The organism is Parazoarcus sp. PS-13 R2A (assembly GCF_057621855.1).
Genome location: NZ_JBYEXN010000010.1, coordinates 42,920 through 62,499, shown reverse-complemented (window position 1 = coordinate 62,499; position 19,580 = coordinate 42,920). Strand labels below are relative to the sequence as shown.

At 64.4% G+C, this 19,580-nt stretch carries 14 protein-coding genes; 10 read left to right on the top strand and 4 right to left on the bottom strand.

The annotated features are described in order from the left end of the window. Window positions 1–58: 58 nt before the first annotated feature. Complete coding sequence (locus AC22G6_RS11050) at window positions 59–3,703, top strand: DUF748 domain-containing protein (RefSeq protein ID WP_487366808.1); 3,645 nt, start codon at window positions 59–61, stop codon at window positions 3,701–3,703. Between the two features lie 14 nt (window positions 3,704–3,717). After that, window positions 3,718–4,011, top strand: coding sequence for a 4a-hydroxytetrahydrobiopterin dehydratase (locus AC22G6_RS11045; RefSeq protein ID WP_487366807.1), 294 nt, complete (start codon window positions 3,718–3,720; stop codon window positions 4,009–4,011). Between the two features lie 28 nt (window positions 4,012–4,039). Here the strand turns inward: AC22G6_RS11045 and AC22G6_RS11040 are convergent, their stop codons facing one another. The 3 genes from AC22G6_RS11040 to lexA form a co-directional block, all read right to left on the bottom strand. Beyond that, entirely contained in the window at window positions 4,040–5,494 is a 1,455-nt protein-coding gene (locus AC22G6_RS11040) for a Y-family DNA polymerase (protein WP_487366806.1), read from the bottom strand. A gap of 18 nt (window positions 5,495–5,512) precedes the next feature. Beyond that, window positions 5,513–6,142 carry a translesion DNA synthesis-associated protein ImuA gene (gene imuA, locus AC22G6_RS11035; protein ID WP_108948691.1) on the bottom strand — a complete coding sequence of 210 codons (630 nt, stop codon included), beginning with the start codon at window positions 6,140–6,142 and terminating at the stop codon, window positions 5,513–5,515. A 211-nt stretch (window positions 6,143–6,353) separates the two neighbouring features. Continuing rightward, complete coding sequence (lexA, locus tag AC22G6_RS11030; protein WP_487366805.1) at window positions 6,354–6,962, bottom strand: transcriptional repressor LexA; 609 nt, start codon at window positions 6,960–6,962, stop codon at window positions 6,354–6,356. Window positions 6,963–7,218: 256 nt separating this feature from the next. On the opposite strand from lexA, the gene AC22G6_RS11025 reads away from it, so the two are divergent. From AC22G6_RS11025 to clpB, 4 genes are all read left to right on the top strand, one after another. Further along, window positions 7,219–7,689, top strand: coding sequence for a peroxiredoxin (locus tag AC22G6_RS11025; protein WP_108951245.1), 471 nt, complete (start codon window positions 7,219–7,221; stop codon window positions 7,687–7,689). A 1-nt stretch (window position 7,690) separates the two neighbouring features. After that, window positions 7,691–8,176, top strand: a complete 486-nt coding sequence (locus AC22G6_RS11020; RefSeq protein ID WP_108948690.1) for an FKBP-type peptidyl-prolyl cis-trans isomerase — start codon at window positions 7,691–7,693, stop codon at window positions 8,174–8,176. Between the two features lie 60 nt (window positions 8,177–8,236). Beyond that, on the top strand, window positions 8,237–10,303 hold the full coding sequence (locus AC22G6_RS11015) for an ABC transporter ATP-binding protein (RefSeq protein ID WP_487366804.1): 2,067 nt from the start codon (window positions 8,237–8,239) through the stop codon (window positions 10,301–10,303). A 172-nt stretch (window positions 10,304–10,475) separates the two neighbouring features. Then, a complete protein-coding gene (gene clpB, locus AC22G6_RS11010; RefSeq protein WP_487366803.1) occupies window positions 10,476–13,058 on the top strand; it encodes an ATP-dependent chaperone ClpB in 2,583 nt (860 codons plus the stop codon). A gap of 87 nt (window positions 13,059–13,145) precedes the next feature. On the opposite strand, the gene AC22G6_RS11005 is transcribed toward clpB, so the two are convergent. Continuing rightward, entirely contained in the window at window positions 13,146–16,424 is a 3,279-nt protein-coding gene (locus AC22G6_RS11005; RefSeq protein WP_487366802.1) for an EAL domain-containing protein, read from the bottom strand. A gap of 69 nt (window positions 16,425–16,493) precedes the next feature. Between AC22G6_RS11005 and AC22G6_RS11000 the strand changes: the two genes are divergently transcribed. Genes AC22G6_RS11000 through AC22G6_RS10985 form a run of 4 tightly spaced genes read left to right on the top strand, consistent with a single transcriptional unit; the run spans window position 16,494 to window position 19,572 of the window. Further along, the gene (locus AC22G6_RS11000; RefSeq protein ID WP_487366801.1) at window positions 16,494–17,369 is read left to right on the top strand and encodes an alpha/beta fold hydrolase; all 876 of its coding nucleotides are present in this window, start codon (window positions 16,494–16,496) and stop codon (window positions 17,367–17,369) included. 14 nt (window positions 17,370–17,383) lie between these two features. Next, window positions 17,384–18,214 (top strand): 3',5'-nucleoside bisphosphate phosphatase, encoded by an 831-nt coding sequence (locus AC22G6_RS10995; protein ID WP_487366800.1) that lies wholly within the window; start codon window positions 17,384–17,386, stop codon window positions 18,212–18,214. Window positions 18,215–18,237: 23 nt separating this feature from the next. After that, on the top strand, window positions 18,238–18,870 hold the full coding sequence (locus AC22G6_RS10990) for an L-threonylcarbamoyladenylate synthase (RefSeq protein ID WP_108948685.1): 633 nt from the start codon (window positions 18,238–18,240) through the stop codon (window positions 18,868–18,870). Between the two features lie 42 nt (window positions 18,871–18,912). Then, window positions 18,913–19,572 (top strand): site-2 protease family protein, encoded by a 660-nt coding sequence (locus tag AC22G6_RS10985; RefSeq protein ID WP_487366799.1) that lies wholly within the window; start codon window positions 18,913–18,915, stop codon window positions 19,570–19,572. The last annotated feature ends 8 nt before the right edge of the window (window positions 19,573–19,580 follow it).

Sequence of the window (19,580 nt, the reverse complement as noted above, 5' to 3'; positions counted from 1 at the left end):
TCGCCCCAGGGTTTCACAGGTCGATTCATAACGGTTTTCGAGCACATGGAGCATGTGAATGTCTGATTCAACCCCCGGCCCGACGCAACATCCCCGTCTGCAGCGGTTAATCCGCCCGGCGAAATGGGGAGTGGGTGTCTTGCTGGCCGTGGCCGTGATCGGGTTTGGCGTGGTGCCGCCAGTGGCGCGGCACTATGCAACCAAGATCCTGGGTGAAACACTGGGGCGTGAGGTTTCGATCGACGGTGTCCTGTTCAACCCCTTTACCCTCGCAGCGGAAGTTCGCGGGGCAAGGATCATGGCCGCTGACGGGCAGAAGCCCGACCTGTCCTTCGAGCGTCTCAACCTCAATCTCGAACTCGAATCCATCATTCGTGGCGGTCCGGTGCTGCATGAGCTCTCGGTCGACGGCTTGCAGCTTGCGCTGACACGTCTGCCCGCGGGCAGACACAACTGGTCGGATGTCGTCGAGCGCCTCGGCGAACAGCCCGAGAGCGAGGGCGAGTCGCGCTTCTCGGTGGGCAATATTCAGCTCACCAGCGGGCGCATCTCGGTGGATGACCAGGTCGAAGGTCTGCAGCACGAACTGTCGGACATCAATATCGGCATTCCCTTCGTGTCCAATCTGCCGGTCAAGGTCGATGTGTTCGTCGAGCCGTCGCTGTCGGCCATGCTCAACGGCAAGCCGCTGGGCATCAGTGGGCGCACCAAGCCCTTCACCGAAGAACGGGAGACCGTCGTCGACTTCTCGCTGAAGGACTTTCAGCTGCCCGAGTGGATGCCGTACCTGCCGTTCGATCCGGCTTTCAAGCTGCCTTCGGGTGTGCTTGGTGCCGACATGCAGCTGAGCTTCCGTCAGCCGGTGGATGCGTCACCGGTCGTGGCAGTCAGCGGACAGGTGCAGATCGACAAGCTGGAGGTTCAGGACAAGGCGGGTGCGCCGGTGCTGACCGTGGCCGAGTTCGGTATCGAACTGGCTGACGTACAGCCTCTGGTGAACCGCTTCCAGTTCAGCAAGTTGCGCCTGATGCAGCCTGAGCTCAATCTCGTGCGCCTCGCCGACGGCGGGATCAACGTGCTGCAGTTGCTGCCCAGGTCTGCTCCTGGCGAACAGCCAAAGTCTGCCAAGGCGTCCGCAAAAACAGCCGCGAACGGGGCAAAGAAGGCCACGGAGGCCGCTGTTGAAAAGCCAGCGGCGGCGCAGGATGGTGCCAAGCCCGCTGCGCCGGCCACGCTCGATTTCCTGCTGGCATCGGCGCGAATTCGTGATGGCGTGGTGCGCTTCGAGGATCGCAGCGTACCGGGACCCTTCCGCACCCGGATCGAGGCAATCAACCTCGACCTGCGTGACCTGTCGACCATCGGAGACATGCCGGCGGAGATCCGCCTCGACTATGTCAGTGACGCCGGCGAGAAGCTCAGCCACCAGGACAGCCTGCGGCTCGAGCCTTTCGAGCTGGATGGCAACCTGATCGTCGAACAGCTGCAGCCTGCCCGCTATGGTCCCTATCTGGCCGCGGCGATGCCTGGCGGCGAGATCCGTGGCGGTCGTCTCGACGGCTCGATACGTTACAAGCTCGCCCTCAAGGGCGGTGAGCCACAGATCGAAGTCAACGCCGAAACCCTGAACCTGAAGGATTTCGTGCTCGGTCTGAAAGGCGACAAGGGCGCTGCACTGAAGCTGCCGCAAGTGAACGTGAGCAATGCTCAGGTACTGGTGGCCGAACGCAAGGTCGTCGTGGGCGAGCTCGGGGTGAAGGGTGCGGCAGTGTCGACCGTTCGTCAGCGCAATGGCGACTTCGACCTGATGGCGCTGGCAGGCAAGGCAGCGCCGGCGAAACCTGCAGCCAAGGGTGAGGCGCCATGGTCGGTGACGGTCAGGAAGCTCGCGCTTGAGGACGCATCGCTGCGGGTCGATGACCGCAGTGCGGGCAAGCCCGTGGTGCTTGAGGCCGAGGGCATCGCGCTCAAGGTGGAAAACTTTTCCACTGACAAGGGGGCGGAACTCAAGCTCGACCTGAAGAGCCGGATCAACAAGCGCGGCAAGCTGGGCGTGTTGGGGACGGCGGTGCTCGACCCCTTGAAGACGTCGATGGCACTTGACCTCGACAACGTCGATCTGCTGCCCCTGCAGCCCTATGTGCTGGAAGAAACCAAGATCGCGATCTCGCGCGGCAGTCTGTACGCGAAGGCGAAGCTTGCGCTGGAGTCAGCGCGTGACGGCATCAAGGGGCGGCTGACTGGCGATGTCGGCGTCACCAACTTTTCCTCGATCGATCGTCTGAATGCGACCGATTTCGTGCGCTGGGGCAGCCTGAGCCTGAACGACATCGACATGCGCCTGGCGCCGTTTGCGCTCGAGGTGCGCGACATCGCGCTCAACGACTTCTATACCCGCCTGATCCTGAGCGACCAGGGCAAGCTCAACCTGCGCGAGATTCAGGCCGGAACCGAGGAGGCCGAGGCGGAGCGGCAGAAAGCCGAAGCGGCACTTGCCGACGGCAAGGCGCAGGCCGACATGCCGCCGATCAAGATCGGCCGGATCCGGGTCAAGGGTGGCAACATCGCCTTCAGCGACCGTTTCGTGCGCCCCAACTACGACGCCAACCTGACCGGGATGGCGGGGGAGTTGTCCGGACTGTCTTCGGACCCGACCACGATTGCCAAGCTGACGCTGGATGGCAGGGTCGACAATTCGGCGCCGGTATCGATCAACGGCGAGTTCAACCCCTTTCGCCAGGATCAGTACCTGAACATCGGTGCCTCGGTGAAGGATTTCGAGCTGACCGGTTTGTCGAGCTACTCGGGCAAGTATGTCGGCTACGGCATCCAGCGCGGCAAGTTGTCGGCAGAACTCACGTACAAGATCGAGGAGCGCAAGCTCACGGCGGGAAACCAGATCTTCCTCGACCAGCTCACCTTCGGCGAGGCGGTCGACAGTCCGGATGCGGTCAACCTGCCGGTGCAGCTGGCCGTGTCGCTGCTCAAGGACAGTCGCGGGCAGATCAATCTTGATCTGCCGGTGAGCGGCACCATGGACGATCCGGAGTTCAGCGTGTTCGGACTGGTGGTGAAGGCGCTCTTCAATCTGGTGGGCAAGGCGATCACCTCGCCCTTCGCACTGCTCGGGTCCGTGCTTGGAGGGGGCGAGGAGCTGTCCCAGGTCGAGTTCGACTCCGGCGTGTCACGTCCGGGTGAGGCGCAGCAGAAAAAGCTGGCGACGCTCGCCAAGGTGCTGGTCGACCGGGCCGGCTTGCGGCTCGACATCACCGGTTTTGCCGATCCTGCGAGCGACCCCGAGGGCATTCGCCGCGCAAAGCTGCTTGATCAGGTGCGTGCGGTCAAGCTCAAGGCGATGGTCAAGAGCGGACAGTCTGCGCCTTCGCTGCAGAATATCGAGATTGCGGAGGGCGAGTACGCCGCCTTGCTCGAAGAGGTCTATGACGACACCGAGATCGAGAAGCCGCGCAACTTCCTCGGTGTCGCCAAGAGTCTGCCGGTTGCCGAGATGGAGGCACTGCTGCTGCCGACGATGACGGTGGGCGACGAAGACCTCAGGCTGCTTGCGCAGCAGCGTGCGCAGAATGTGCGCGAGTGGCTGGTGACGACGGGCAAGGTGCCGCCCGAGCGCGTTTTCATGGTCAAGCCCACAGCGGCAAAGGCCGAGGCTGGCGGCAGACTGGTGGTGTTTTCCTTGCGTTGAAGCGGGAGGGCAGGATGAAACTCAGCGATGCGGAACGAACCGCCGCTCTGGCCGGCTTGCCCGGCTGGAAGATGGTGGATGGGCGGGATGCGATCGAGCGTGAATTCAGGTTTGCGGATTTCAATGCGGCTTTCGGTTTCATGAGCCGAGCGGCGTTGCAGGCCGAAAAGCTGGATCACCATCCGGAGTGGTTCAATGTCTATAACCGTGTGCATGTCGTGCTCAGCACGCATGACGCAGGCGGACTTACTGCAAAGGATGTGGCGCTGGCAGGGTTCATGAACGGACTGTTCCCGCCTGCCTCCTGATGCATGAGGGCTTGCAGGGCGTTGCGGCTCAGCCGAAGTAGCCCTGCAGGTACCAGTCGTGTGGCGGGTCCAGTTCGCGGAATACCCACCACAAGCCTTCGTCGGCCGTTTGTGCGAGGTAGTAATCGCGACGGATGTCATGCCCGTCCCACCAACCCTGTTCGATGCGCTCCGGCCCTCGCAGCAGGTGAAGCTTGCGCGGCGCATCGATCCGGCGCGGCCTGGTCAGAAACCAGAGCGGCCGGGTGGCGCCGGCAGGCGTGTCTGCATTTCGAGCCGGGCGCGGTGAGATCGTGCCCAATGCGGTGCTGCGCCACGCGCACTCGGGGCGGCGGTCCGGAACGATGCTCAGCTGCCTCACGCAGTCTTCTCCCAGCCGTGCCCGCAGGCGGTCCAGCAGCAGCAAGGCGTTTTCACGTTCGGTCGCAGGGTCGCCGAAGAGGTCGTCCGAGCGGGCGGCCAGCGCACGTGGCGCGTCGGTGCTCAGCGTCATGCCTTCCACAGCCGATGACAGTTCGAGTACCGCCAGCCGTTCGCGCGCGAGCAGGTTGAGCCTGGCTTCGTCGCGACTCGGCATGCCGGTGAGGATGTCGAGCACGGTGTCCTCGCCGCGTTCGTGCTGCAGGCTCAGGCGGCAGTGGTCGATGCCAGTGTGTCGTGCGGCGAGCCAGCTCGCCAGGCCGGCAAACAGGCGCCGGGCGGCGAACATCAGGGGCTCGGTATTGACGGTTGCCGCGGGCAGGCTGAGCTGGGCCGTGTAGCGCTCGGGCGGGATGAACGCCGGGCGCAGGTCGTGGCATTCGCCGTAGGCGCGGGCAAGGGTTTCGCTGACCGCCTGCGCCTGACGACGGGCGAGGCCTGCTGCGGGAAGCGCACGGACTTCACCCAGGGTACGCAGGCCGAGGCCATGGAGCAGATCGAAGCTGCTCGTGCTGATCGCGCCGTCGTCGGCAAGCAGTTCCAGCGGCAAGGCATCGAGGCGGGCGTGCCAGTCCGGTGCAGGTGTGACGACGGACTGCGGATCATGATGTGCATGGCGCGCGAACCAGCGTGCTGCCAGCGGTGTGGGTGCGCTCGCGCTGCAGGCATCGAGTCCCTGCTGCTGCAGTCCGTCTAGCAAGGCGGCTTCGAGGGCGTCGAGTCCGCCGAACAGGCGCAGGCTGGAGGCGACCTCCAGCAGGATGCAGTCGGGTGGGTCGAGGCAGACGCGGGAGGCAAACGCACCCGACCAGGCCGCCAGCTCCTTCAGCAGGGCCGCTTCACGTTCAGGAGTGCGTGGCATCAGGCGCAGCGTCGGCAGCATCGCGAGCGCGCTGGCGACGCCCTGGCCGGGCTGTATGCCCTGTGCGCGGGCGTCAGGCGTGGCGGCGATGACCTGAGCGCTGGGCCTGTTCTCGGTAATGGCGAGCAGGCCGGAGGCTGCCAGGCCGCGAATGTAGACCTGCAGGGGCAATTCGGGAAGGATCAGGGCCAGCCACAGCACGTCGGGATGCCTGCGGAGTCAAGGCCGGTCGCCGTGCAGCGGCAGCACAACGGGGGCGTGTGCGAGCGGGCCCTTGCGCTTGAGCAGGTCGATGCGCAAGGCACCCTGCTGGGCCGAGAGCGCCAGCCGCAGCGGCGCCGGTGAGGGCTGGCGTGCGGTGGCCAGTGCGCGGAACAGGAAGAGCGGGGTCGAGCCTTGTTCGGCTGCCAGTTGCAGGCGACGCAGGCCGGCGCTGTCGATCTGCGGCAGCCACGCCAGCACGACATGGCAGCTGGCCGAGCCAAGGGCCTGGCGGGCGGCCCAGACGGCTTCTCCGGCGGTGGCCGGGGTCAGCAGCAGCAGCGATCCAAGATCGACGCCGGCAGCATGGAGGGCCGGGGCATAAGGCATTTGTGGCGGGGCAATCCAGACCTGCCAGCGCGCCGGTCCGGATTGGCGCAGCAGCGGCATCAGCAGCGAAAGCTCGCCTACACCGCGCTGGTCTGCCAGCAGTTCGGTCATCGCGGCGCCCGGCCAGCCGCCGCCGGGCAGCTCTGCATCAAGCGCGGCATGGCCTGTCGGCAGTACCGGGCCACCCTGATGTGCGAGTTGCCGTCCCTGCCAGACCAGTCCGGCAGGAAGCGTGGCGAGTGCGGTGTGAGTCGGCATGGCGGCAGCGTGTGCTCAGGTCGATGTCGGTCGGTGGGTCGTGCAGCGCTCGTCCGTGGAATGAATAAGCATGTGGTCCGGAAGCCTCTGGCGGATAGCGGCAGACGCCGGGCGGCACAAACCGGACGGCTTGCTGTCCTGGCAGAGCGCCCCCGGCATAACGGCGTCTTCAGGGGCGGGCTGCGGAGTTGCGGGCAGCGCGTCCCGGTGCTCAGTTGTCCTTGCGGATCAGGCCGACCATGATGCCTTCGATCACAAGTTGCGATCGTTGCGGGTCGACCACGATCGGTTCGAAGTCGGGGTTTGCCGGCAGCAATTCCACGGTACGGCCTTTGCGCTGCAGGGTCTTGACCGTGACCTCGTCGTCGATGCGGGCCACCACGATCTGGCCGTTGCGCGCCTCGCCGGCCCGATGAACCGCAATCAGGTCGCCATCGAGAATGCCGGCGTCGCGCATGCTCATGCCGCGCACCCGCAGCAGGTAGTCGGCGCGGGGGGAGAACAGCGCCGGGTCGAGCTGGAAACGTTTTTCGACATGTTCTGCGGCGAGGATCGGGCTACCGGCCGCAACCCGGCCGATCAGCGGCAGGCCCAGCGCCTGCGCCAGCCGGATGCCGCGGGCGCGTCCTTCCTCGAGCAAGATTGCGCCCTTTGCTGCCAGTGCGCGTAGATGGGTTTCTGCCGCATTGGGAGAGCGGAAACCGAAAGCCGTACATACTTCGAGACGGGTGGGGGGGCGGCCCTCGCTCTCCACCGTCTGGCGGATGAAATCGAGAATTTCCTGCTGGCGTGCAGTCAGGTGTTCGCTGCGGGTGCTCATGGCCATCTCCTGATCGTTGCTGTAATTTTAAACAGTAAAGTGCGGTGTGCAAATCTTTATCAGCAAACGGCGAATGACGCACTGCGTCTTGAGCATGATGCAGGACTGGGCTATTGATGACTCAGGTACGTATTTCCGTCACCTGGCCGTGCCAAAACCAGAAAGGAGCGACATCATGTTTGTTGAGCCCCGATCACAGTCCGGTAGAGTTCGCACCGCCACTCCGCTAGAATCCGCTGAACGTCAGGGAGAATTCATGCTTCAGAGCGGAGACACTGCCCCCGCTTTCACCCTGCCGGACGCGGATATGGAGACATTCGACCTCCTGTCCACGCGCGGCAGGCAGCGTGTGATTCTCTATTTTTACCCGCGTGACAACACTCCGGGGTGCACGCTTCAGGCGGCCGACTTCAGTGACCATGAAGACGAATTCGCCCGTTGCGACTGCATCATCGTGGGTGTCAGTCCCGACGACGCCCTGACGCATGCCGAGTTTCGCGATCAGCACGGACTGTCCGTCCGGCTGCTCTCCGATACCGATGCCGAGGTCGCGCGTCTTTACGATGTGTGGCAGGCCAGGGAAGTCGACGGGGTAAAGAAGATGGGCGTGGCGCGGACAACCTTCGTCATCGACAAACAGGGTGTCATCCGTCACGTGCTCCGTGATGTCACGCCCCGCGGCCATGTGGCTGCGGTTCTAAAATTGGTCAAGGAACTGGATACATAGCATGCAAACGGAAATTGCAAAGAACAGCGTCGTCACCCTCAAGTACACCGTGACCGACCCGGACGGTGCGGTGATCGACGATGGTCAGCATCCGCTGGTTTATCTTCATGGTGGTTACGACGGCATCTTCCCGACGCTGGAAGAAGCCCTGCACGGCAAGAAAGTAGGCGAGAACTTCAAGATCAAGCTGCAACCCGAAGACGCTTTCGGTGACTACGACGAAGAACTGGTGCTGGTGGAAGATGCAAAGCTCTTCCCGGACAACATCGAAGTCGGCATGTCCTTCGAGCGCGTGAGCGAAGACGGCGAGGAAGAGATCATCTACCGCATTACCGACATTGCCGAAGGCAAGGTGGTGGTCGATGGCAACCATCCGCTGGCCGGCGTGGCGCTGATCTTCGACGTGACGGTGGCCGAAGTGCGTGCCGGTACTGAAGAAGAGATTGGCCATGGACACGTCCATGGTGCTGGCGGACATCATCACTGATCGTCTGACGGGCCGCGGTAGCGGCCCTTTTCATATCTGCTTCCGGATGGCCCCCCCTGAATGAGTGGCACGACGCCCGTTGTATCCGTCCCGGGCGCGGCGCCCCTGCTCGACGTGCGCGCGCTCAAGGTGGCCATTGGTGCCGCCGGCGGAGATGTCCGTCCGGTTGACGGCATCAGCTTCTCGATTGCCGCAGGCGAGACCTTTGCCCTGCTCGGTGAATCCGGCTGCGGCAAGTCGATGACGGCGCTTGCGATCAGCCGCCTTCTGCCCGACGCCGCCAGGATCGACGGGGGCGAGCTCGGTCTGGCCGGCGACGATCTGCTGCGGCTGCCCGAAACGCGGATGCGTTCGGTACGCGGCGGGCGTATCGGCATGATCTTCCAGGAGCCCGCCACCAGTCTCAATCCGGTCATGACGATCGGCGACCAGATCGGCGAAGCCCTGCAACTGCACCGCAAGCTGCGTGGCGCCGAGGCCCGTGCCGAGGCCCGGCTGCTGCTCGAATCCGTGGGGATTCCCGGTGCCGATGCCCGGCTCGACGACTACCCCTTCCAGTTCTCTGGCGGCATGAAGCAGCGGGTGATGATTGCGATGGCGCTGGCCGGTCGCCCCGAACTGCTGATTGCCGATGAGCCGACGACTGCCCTCGACGTGACCATCCAGGCTCAGGTGCTCGATCTGCTGGCGGGGCTGCAGGCGGAACGCGGCATGGCCATGCTGCTGATCACGCACGATCTCGGCGTGGTGGCGCGGATGGCCCACAGGGTAGGGGTGATGTACGCCGGCGAGCTGGTTGAGACGGGTCCGCGCCAGGCCTTTTTCAACACGCCACTCCACCCCTACGCACGCAAGCTGTTCGCAGCGCTGCCCGACGGTGCGCGCCGCGGCACGATGCTCGATGCGCCGGTTGGAAGCGTGCCTGCGCTCGATCAGGATTTCGTCGGTTGCCGCTTTGCCGATCGCTGCCCGCAGGCATTTGACCGCTGCGACGACGAATCGCCCGGCTGGCAGCAGATCGGCGCGCAGACCGTGCGCTGCCATCTTTACGACGGCGTCAGCGTGCCGCGTCCCCTGCACCGGGTGGAGGCCGGCGATGTCGCGTCGGCAAGCAGAAGCGAGGGGACGCCGCTGATCGAAGTGCGCGACCTCGAAGTCCATTTCCCGGTGCGCAAGGGGCTGTTTCGCAGCGTCGTCGGGCAGGTGCGGGCCGTCGACGGTGTCAGCCTGGCCCTGAGCGCCGGGCGCACGCTGGCCCTGGTGGGAGAGTCCGGCTGTGGCAAGACCACCGTGGGCAAGGCCATCCTGCAGTTGAACCAGAGCACGGGCGGCGCTGTTTTCTACAACGGCGAGCGTCAGACCGGCCTCTCACGCGACGCCTTGATGCCGATGCGACGCGGCGTGCAGATGGTGTTTCAGGACCCGTTCGCGTCGCTCAACCCGCGCCTCCGGATCGGTGAAATCATCGAGGAGGGCATGCTCAGCCTCGGTGTGGCGGGCGATGCCGCATCACGGCGCAAGACGGTCGATGCCCTGCTGGATCGTATCGGGCTGTCACCCTCCATGCGCTGGCGTTATCCACACGAATTCTCCGGCGGCCAGCGCCAGCGCATTGCGATTGCGCGGGCGCTGGCCGTGTCGCCGAAGGTGATTGTCTGCGACGAGCCGACCAGCGCGCTCGATGTCTCGGTGCAGGCACAGTTGCTGAACCTGATGCGCGAACTGCAGCAGGAGCTCGGGCTGGCCTATCTGTTCATCACCCACAACCTCGCTGTGGTCGAGTATCTGGCCGACGAGGTGGCGGTGATGTATCTCGGCCGCATCGTCGAGCACGGCCCGGCGGCGCGCGTACTCGGCGCACCGGCACATCCTTACACCCGTGCCCTGCTTGCGGCGGTGCCGAAGGTCAGCGCCGGTGCGGACGCTCACCAGCCGGCAATGACCGTCTCCGCCGACTTGCCCTCGCCGCTGGATCCGCCTGCAGGTTGCCATTTTCATCCACGCTGCCCGCTTGCCAGCGACATCTGTCGTGCAGCCTATCCGGCCGAGCAGAGCATGGGCGGCGGGCACAGGGTTCGTTGCCATTGGGCAGGGGCTGAGGTGCAGGCGCTGCGCAGGACCGCCTAGGCCAGGCGCGCAAGTGCGCGGGGCGGTGCGCTCATCGTCCGCTCTGCGCACAGACGCCCCGATTCGGGTAGCGGGCTTGCTGTTTTGGCTCCAAGTTCAGGGTTTGGGGGCTTGAAGCACAGAGGATGCGCCCCACATAAGGCTCAACCCGAATTCACCAAGGATGTCAGCCATGCGCTTCGACAAGCTTACGACCAAATTTCAGCAGGCCCTGAACGATGCACAGAGCATTGCACTGGGCAACGACCAGCAGTTCATCGAGCCACAGCACCTGTTGCTGGCCATGCTCGGCCAGGACGACGGCGGCACGGTGTCGCTGCTGCAGCGCGCCGGCGTCAATGTGCCGCCGCTCAAGGCCGCCCTGCAAAAAGCCCTGGAGCGACTGCCCAAGGTGGAAGGCCACGGTGGCGAGGTGCAGGTCGGGCGCGACCTCAGCAACCTGCTCAATCTCACCGACAAGGAAGCGCAGAAGCGGGGTGACCAGTTCATCGCCAGCGAGATGTTCCTGCTCGCACTGAGCAATGACAAGGGCGAAACCGGTCGTCTGATGAAAGAGCACGGGCTCTCGCGCAAGCCGCTTGAGGCCGCAATCGAGGCCGTTCGCGGTGGCGCCAGTGTCGGCAGTCAGGATGCCGAGGGGCAGCGCGAGTCGCTGGCAAAATACTGCCTCGACCTGACCGAGCGTGCGCGCTCGGGCAAGCTTGACCCGGTGATCGGCCGTGACGACGAGATCCGCCGTGCCATTCAGATCCTGCAGCGCCGGACCAAGAACAACCCGGTGCTGATCGGCGAGCCTGGCGTGGGCAAGACTGCGATCGTCGAGGGCCTGGCGCAGCGCATCGTCAACGGTGAAGTGCCGGAAACGCTGAAAGGCAAGAAGGTGCTTTCGCTCGACATGGCCGCACTGCTGGCCGGCGCCAAGTACCGTGGTGAGTTCGAAGAGCGCCTGAAGGCTGTACTCAAGGAGATCGCGCAGGAGGAAGGCCAGGTCATCCTCTTCATCGACGAAATTCACACCATGGTCGGTGCAGGCAAGGCCGAAGGTGCGATGGATGCGGGCAACATGCTCAAGCCGGCGCTGGCGCGTGGCGAGCTTCACTGCATCGGCGCCACGACGCTGGATGAGTACCGCAAGTACATCGAGAAGGATGCGGCGCTCGAGCGCCGCTTCCAGAAAGTGCAGGTCGATGAGCCGACCGTCGAGGCGACCATCGCCATCCTGCGCGGTCTGCAGGAGAAGTACGAGATCCACCACGGTGTCGATATCACCGATCCGGCCATCGTCGCGGCGGCCGAGCTGTCGCATCGCTACATTACCGACCGCTTCCTGCCGGACAAGGCTATCGACCTGATCGACGAGGCCGGTGCGCGCATCAAGATGGAAATCGACTCCAAGCCCGAGGTCATGGACAAGCTCGACCGTCGCATGATCCAGCTCAAGATCGAGCGCGAGGCAGTGAAGAAGGAAAAGGACGAGGCCTCGAAGAAGCGGCTGCAACTGATCGAGGACGAACTCGCCAAGCTGCAGCGTGAGTACAACGACCTTGAGGAAGTGTGGAAGGCCGAGAAATCCCGCGCCTCGGGCTCTGCGCACATCAAGGAGGAAATCGACCAGCTGCGTGCGCAGATGGCCGACTTCCAGCGCAAGGGCCAGCTCGACAAGGTGGCCGAGCTGCAGTACGGCAAGCTGCCGCAACTCGAAGCCCAGCTGAAGATGGCCGAACAGGCCGGCGAGAATGCGACCCCTAACAAGCTGCTTCGCACCCAGGTGGGCGCCGAGGAAATCGCCGAGGTGGTGTCGCGCGCAACGGGTATCCCCGTCAGCAAGATGATGCAGGGCGAGCGCGAGAAGCTGCTCAAGATGGAAGAGCGTCTGCACGCCCGGGTGGTGGGTCAGGACGAGGCGGTGCATCTGGTCTCGGATGCGATCCGTCGTTCCCGCGCCGGCCTGGCGGACGAGAACCGGCCCTATGGCTCCTTCCTCTTCCTCGGCCCGACCGGGGTGGGCAAGACCGAGCTGTGCAAGTCGCTGGCCGAGTTCCTGTTCGATTCCGAGGAGCATCTGGTCCGCATCGACATGAGCGAATTCATGGAGAAGCACTCGGTGGCCCGTCTGATCGGCGCTCCGCCGGGATACGTCGGCTACGAGGAGGGCGGCTATCTGACCGAGCAGGTGCGGCGCAAGCCCTACAGCGTGATCCTGTTCGATGAGGTCGAGAAGGCGCATCCGGACGTGTTCAATGTGCTGCTGCAGGTGCTCGACGACGGCCGCATGACCGATGGTCAGGGACGCACGGTGGACTTCAAGAACACGGTGATCGTGATGACGTCCAACCTTGGCAGCCAGATGATCCAGCAGATGGCGGGCAGCGACTACGGTGTGGTCAAGCTGGCGGTGATGGCCGAGGTGAAGACCTTCTTCCGCCCCGAGTTCATCAACCGGATCGACGAGGTCGTCGTGTTCCACTCGCTCGACGAGAAGAACATCGCCGGGATCGCGAAGATCCAGCTGCAGTATCTCGAGAAGCGTCTGGCGCGTCTGGAGATGAAGCTCGAGGTCAGCGATGCGGCGCTGGCCGACATTGCCTCGGCGGGCTTCGATCCGGTGTTCGGCGCGCGTCCACTGAAGCGGGCGATTCAGGAGCGGATCGAGAATCCGCTGGCGAGGGCCATTCTCGAAGGTCAGTTCGGTGCAGAGGACCGCATCCGGGCAGACATCGAGAACGGACAGATCGTGTTCTCGCGCATGCAGTAAGACGGAGCAGGGCGGACGCGCGATCGTGTCCGCCTGAACCCCATCCCGAAATGCCCGCCCGGTTTGCCGGCGCGGGCATTTCTTCGTTCAGGCCGGCTGCCGTCTGGCTTCGGTCCAGGCTTCGAAGTCCGCGATGGTGAGTGGCCTGGAATACATGAAGCCCTGCAGTGAATGGCAGCCGCGGGCAAGCAGGTAGTCACGCTGCTCGACGGTTTCGACACCTTCGGCAACCACTTCGAGGCCGAGGTCGCGCGCCAGCGACAGCGTGGCAGAGGTTACCGCGGCGTCTTCCTGGTCGCCGGGCAGGTCCTTGACGAAGGAATGGTCGATCTTCAGGCGCCGGATCGGCAGGCGCTTGAGATAGGCCAGGCAGGAGTAGCCGGTGCCGAAGTCGTCCAGCGCCAGCGTCAGCCCCATGTCGCGCAACTGCAGCAGTCGTCCGGTCAGTGCTGCACCCGGCTGCATCAGCGCGCTTTCGGTAATCTCGAGTTCGATCCGCTGCGGATTCGCGCCGGTGTCGGCAAGCGCGCGTTTCACCGTATCGACGAAGTCGGGTTTGAGGAACTGAAGGGCGGATATGTTGATCGCCATCCGCAGCTCGCTCATCGAGCCGTTTTGCCACTGCGCCTGCTGACGGCAGGCCTCGCGCAGTACCCATTCGCCAAGCGGCCCGATCAGGCCGGAGTCTTCCGCAACGGGGATGAACTGCAGCGGCGGCACCAGGCCGAGATCGGGATGGTTCCAGCGCACCAGCGCCTCACATCCGTTGACCTGCCCGCTGCGGGCTTCGATCTGCGGCTGATAGTGCAGCACCAGCTCATTGCGCTCGATACCGCGCCGCAACGCGTTCTCCAGCATGAGCCGCTCGAACGCGCGCGCGTTCATGTCGGGCACAAAGAACTCGTAGTGGTTGCGGCCCGCGGCCTTTGCGCCGTACATCGCCGTATCCGCATGCTTGAGCAGGGTGTCTACATCCTCGCCGTCGGCCGGGTAGAGGGCGATGCCGATGCTGACCGATGTGGACAGTTCGTGATCGTCGATGTGAATCGGGGCTGCAAGCACTTCAATCAGCTTGCGCGCGACCTGTGCGGCATCGTCCGAGTGAGGCAGGCGCGGCAGCAGGGCGACGAACTCGTCACCACCAAGGCGCGCAAGAATGTCCTCTTCGCGCAGGCACCCCGCCAGGCGCCGCGCAACGGCTGCCAGCAGCCGATCGCCGACGGGGTGACCGAGGGAGTCATTGACGGTCTTGAAGTTGTCGAGATCGAGGAACAGAATGCCCAGGAGGTCGCCGTTGCGGTGTGCCGAGATCAGCGCCGTTTGCGCCTGATTCATCCAGGCGCTGCGATTCGGCAGCCCGGTGAGCGGGTCGAAATGGGCGAGGTACTGAATATGGGCTTCTGCCTCTCGCTCGGCACTGACGTCCTGGACCGTGCCTCTCAGGTGGTGCCGGCTGTCGGCTTCCCGGGTGCTTTCGATCTGGAACTGCAGTACATGACCCGGTGATGCGCCAAGGTCGCAGTCGAGCGTGACCCGCCCGGCTGTTTCGGCCGCCCGGGCGATTGCGGCTTGCAGTCGTTCGCGGTCGGACTCCTCGACACAGGCAACGAGGTCGGTGAGCGTGCGAAGCGTCGTCGCGTCGCAGTTCAGGACCTGATGGAGTTCTCCCGAAACCTGCAGGGTTCTGCCGTCGCTGCCGACCTCCCAGCTACCCAGCCGGGCGATGCGCTGTGCTTCGGCGAGTGCGTCCTGCTGGGCGCGGAGGCTGTCGCTTGCCGTTTTCAGTTCTTCGGTGCGCCGATCGACCAGGCGCGCAATGCGCCGGGTGTTTCCCGTCGTGATCAGCAGAAAGGCGCCCAGCATGCCGATCGCGAGCAGCCCCACGGCAACGGTGCTCCATGCGGCCCAGCTGCGCATGCCGGCGATGTACTCGGGCGTCGCGCTCAGGCGCAGCTCCCAGTTGCGCGCGGCGAACAGGATGGGCAGCGCGCGGCGCACCCCCTTATTGAGCCAGGCGTCGGTTTCGCAACCGGCCGCGCCGGAGAGGCGGCGATTGCCGGGGCTGCCGTCGGCATCGATCAGGCACAGTTCGATACCCGTGCGTCTTGCCAGCTCTCGCGCCGTGGTCATTGAGTCGTCCATGCGGAAGGCGCCGGAAACGACCCCTAGCAGTGGCCGTGGCTGATCAGGGCCTGTCGTTTTTCCAAATGCCGCGAGATAGACGACGACGCCGCGCTGAACCTGTTCCTCCTGCACCAGGCGGATCGCCTCCGAGGCAACCGGCATTCCGGTGCGGCGCGACGCATCTATCGCTCTGGCGGTCGTCGGCAGGGACGCCGGGTCGAGACCGAGCGCGCTCAGGTTGGCGGTCAGTGGTTCGACAAAGGTAATCGGGAAATACTCCTCGGCTTCCAGCGCAGGAAAGGTGCGCCCTTCGGCGTCACGTCCGAGAATCCGGAAGTCACGCTGGCCCGTGTTCCGGACTGACTGCTCGAAGCGCATTCTTTCGGCATGGCGGACGAGCGGATTCCAGCCGAAGTTCTGTGTCCCGGGGTAGCGCTTGAGCCATGGGGTGACGAAATCATGAAACTCGGTGCGGGTGACCTCCTCGCTGACGACCATCAGGCGCTCGATCGACTGCATCATGTCGATCTGCACTTCGAGGCGTTTTCGCACTCCGCTGGCGACGTGCTCAACATCGCGGTTGAACTGGGTCTGCACCCGCAGGGCTTCCCAGTTACGGACGTTGTGAAACGCGAAGGCAAGCAGGGCGATGGCGATGCCGAGGGGCACGATGACGCCCAGTCTGCGCGAGCGCCAGTCTTCGGCCGGCTGAGCAAAGAGCACGAACATCACCGGGGCGGCGATGATGACGCCCACGGCGTCGCCAATCCACCAGTTCCACCAGCTGAAGGCAAGGTCGTCGGCGCCAATGGTGCCCGAGGCATACAGCAGCGGTATGGCCAGAGAGGGGCTGATCAGGCTGCTTACCGGCGCAACCACGCCGAGAAAGCGCAGGATCTGGCGCGGGGATCCCAGCGGATTCGGAAAGCCGATCAATCGCTGTGCCAGCCATGCGCCGAATACAGCCTGGATTACGGCGCCAAAGGGCACGAGTGCAAGCGTCCACCCGATGGACTCTGGTCCGCTGCTCTGCATCTGCGCATTCAGGTTGACCAGCAGGGAGCCGACAAAAATCGCGGGCCAGAGCCGGTAGCCGAAAATCAGCAGGCCGGTGAGTGCAATGCCTGCTGCCGGATAGAAGGGGGCTGCATAGCCGGGCGGGACGGCAAGCTGAAGCGCAAGCCAGCCGGCGAGGGTATAGGCGAAGGCGAGCGCTGCAAGCCGGGATGGGGGGGCGAACATGGCGCGAAGTATATCGAAGCGACACCGCCTGCGTGCGATGAGCGGGGCGTCATTTGCTATCATCGCAGCATGAAATCAAGCCGAAGCCGTTTCCTCGAAGTCCGGGGTGTGCGTTACCACGTTCGAGAGTGGGGGCGGGAAGGTGCGCCCCGTCTGTTCCTGCTTCACGGATGGATGGATGTGTCGGCGTCATTTCAGTTCATTGTCGATGCGCTTGAGGGCGACTGGCATGTCATTGCGCCCGACTGGCGCGGATTCGGTCTCAGCCAGTGGTGCGGCGACGCATACTGGTTTCCGGACTACTTTGCCGACCTGGACGCCATTCTCGAGCAGTTGCAGCCAAATGGTGAGGTGCGTCTCGGCGGTCACAGCCTCGGTGGCAACGTGGCGCTGATGTACGCCGGCATCCGGCCGTCACGGGTCGGCCGGGTGGTGGTCATGGACGGTTTCGGTCTGGTGGACCGCTCGCCCGAAGAAGCGCCTGGCCGCTACGAAAAATGGCTGCACGACCTCCGCTCGCCGGCCCAGTTCAGGCCCTATGCCGATTTCGATGCCCTGGCGGCACGTCTGTGCCGGGACAACCCGCGCCTGAGTGCCGAGCAGGCCGTCTGGCTGGCGCGTCACCTGGGTGAGGACGACGGGCAGGGCGGCATCAGGCTGGCGGGCGATCCCGCGCACCGACGGGTGAATCCGGTGCTTTACCGTCGAGCCGAGTCCGAAGCCTGCTGGCGCCGGGTGTCGGCGCCGGTATTGTGGCTGGAGCCGGATGATCAGAGCGTGCGGCAACGGATCGGGGTGAACGACGAGTTGTACGAGAGTGCCAAGGCGTGCCTGCGGGATGTCCGGGTAACGACGATTGCCGATGCGGGGCACAACCTGCACCACGATCAGCCGCAGCAGGTGGCCGGGATCATTGAAGCCTTCCTGCGGTCTGAACACGCATGACCGGAGACTTTTCAATGAACGCAGACCTGCATTGCCATTCCACGGTGTCCGACGGCTGGCTTGAACCCGAGGCGGTCGTGCGCCGCGCGGCAGCCAACGGTGTCGAACTGCTCGCGCTGACCGATCACGACGAACTCGGCGGACTCGATGAAGCGGCGCGGGTGGCGGGGGAGCTGGGGCTGCGCTTCGTCAATGGTGTCGAAATCTCGGTGTCGTTCGCGGGAGAAACCATTCACATCGTCGGCCTCGGCTTCGATCACCGTCACCCGGCACTGATCGAGGGCCTGAAGCAGGTGCGAAGCGGCCGCGATGCCCGCGCAAGACGGATCTCCGAGGCGCTCGAGAAGGCCGGTATCCGCGACGCACTGGGCGGGGCGAGGCAGTTTGCGCGTAATCCCGAACTCGTCAGCCGCGCCCATTTCGCGCGTTTCCTGGTGGCCAGCGGCGTCATGCCCGACGTCAAGACCGTGTTCGAGCATTACCTCGTGCGTGGCAAACCGGGTTTCGTCGAGCATGAGTGGGCAAGTCTCGAAGAGGCCGTAGGCTGGATTCGCGAGGCGGGCGGCATTGCCGTCATTGCACATCCGGCACGCTACCGTCTGTCGACTGCCGCGCTCGAAGAGCTGTTCGATCGGTTCGTCGCTGCGGGGGGCGAAGCGGTCGAAGTGGTCTCCGGTGCGCACTCCGAAGACGAGATGCGACGTTTTGCAAGCATTGCAAGGCGGCGTAACCTGCTGGCTTCCCGCGCCTCCGACTTTCATGGCGAGAGCGAGAGCCCGGTCGATCTCGGCCGGTGCAATCCGCTTCCGTCAGACCTGACGCCCGTATGGTCGCGCCTGGGTTGAACGACTGAAAACAAGAAAGGCATATGGCTCAATTTTTCTCGCTCCATCCGGAGCAACCCCAGGCCCGCCTGATCCGACAGGCCGCCGAAATCATTCGCGGCGGAGGGCTCGTCGCTTTTCCGACCGATTCCGCGTACGCCCTCGGCGGGCTGACGGGCGACGCCTCGCTGCTCGAGCGCATCCGGCGCATCCGTGGTGTGGACGATCGTCATCACTTCACCCTGCTGTGCCGCGACCTGTCCGAGATCTCGACCTACGCCAGGGTGGATAACACCCAGTACCGTCTGCTCAAGGCGACGACCCCCGGACCCTACACCTTCATTCTCGAAGGTACGCGCGAGCTGCCCCGCCGCCTGCTGCATCCAAAGCGAAAAACGATCGGCCTGAGGGTTCCAGAGCATGCCGTCGTCTCGGCGCTGCTTGCCGAGCTGGACGAGCCGATGCTGTCGTCCACGCTTCTGCTGCCGGACGAAGATCTGCCCCTGACCGACCCCGAGGAGATTCGCGATCGTCTGGAGAAGCAGGTCGATCTCGTCATCGAAGCGGGCTTTTGCGGCCCCGAGGCAACCACGGTGATCGACCTCACTGGCGGCGGCCCGACCCTGGTGCGCGCAGGTCGGGGCGATCTGGCCCCCTTCGGGATTGAGGAGGACTAGGGCCGGCTCTGCTAGAATGCGCTGCTTTGTGCCCCCGCTTTCATGGAATCGCTGATCTCTAATCTGGCCATCTGGGCCTTGCCGGTGTTGCTCGCCATTACGCTGCACGAAGCGGCGCATGGCTATGTGGCCCGCTATTTCGGCGATCCAACGGCGGACCGGGCCGGGCGCATCACGCTCAATCCCCTGCGACATATCGATCCGGTCGGTACCGTGCTGGTCCCCGCCGGCATCCTTGGCCTGAGCGTTCTGTTCGGCGGAGGCGGCATTCTTTTTGGCTGGGCCAAGCCGGTCCCGGTCGACTTTGGCCGTTTGCGGCACCCCAAGGCAGACATGCTGTGGGTTGCGGCGGCCGGGCCGGGTGCGAACCTGGCAATGGCCATCGGCTGGGCGCTGCTGTTCAAGTTTGCGATCAGTTCGCCGCAGGGTGCCTTCACCATTCCGATGATGAAAATGGCGGATGCGGGCATGCAGATCAACGGCGTGCTGATGTTGCTCAACCTGCTGCCGATTCCGCCGCTGGACGGGGGGCGCATCGCAGTCAGCCTGCTGCCCGGTCGCCTCGCGTGGCACTTCTCGCGCATCGAGCCCTTCGGGTTTCCTATTCTTTTGCTGTTGCTGTTTAGCGGTTTGCTGGGCGCCATTCTGGGGCCCATGCTCGCCATGTTCCGCTTTTTTCTCGCCCTGATTTTCGGAATCTAAGACCTGCC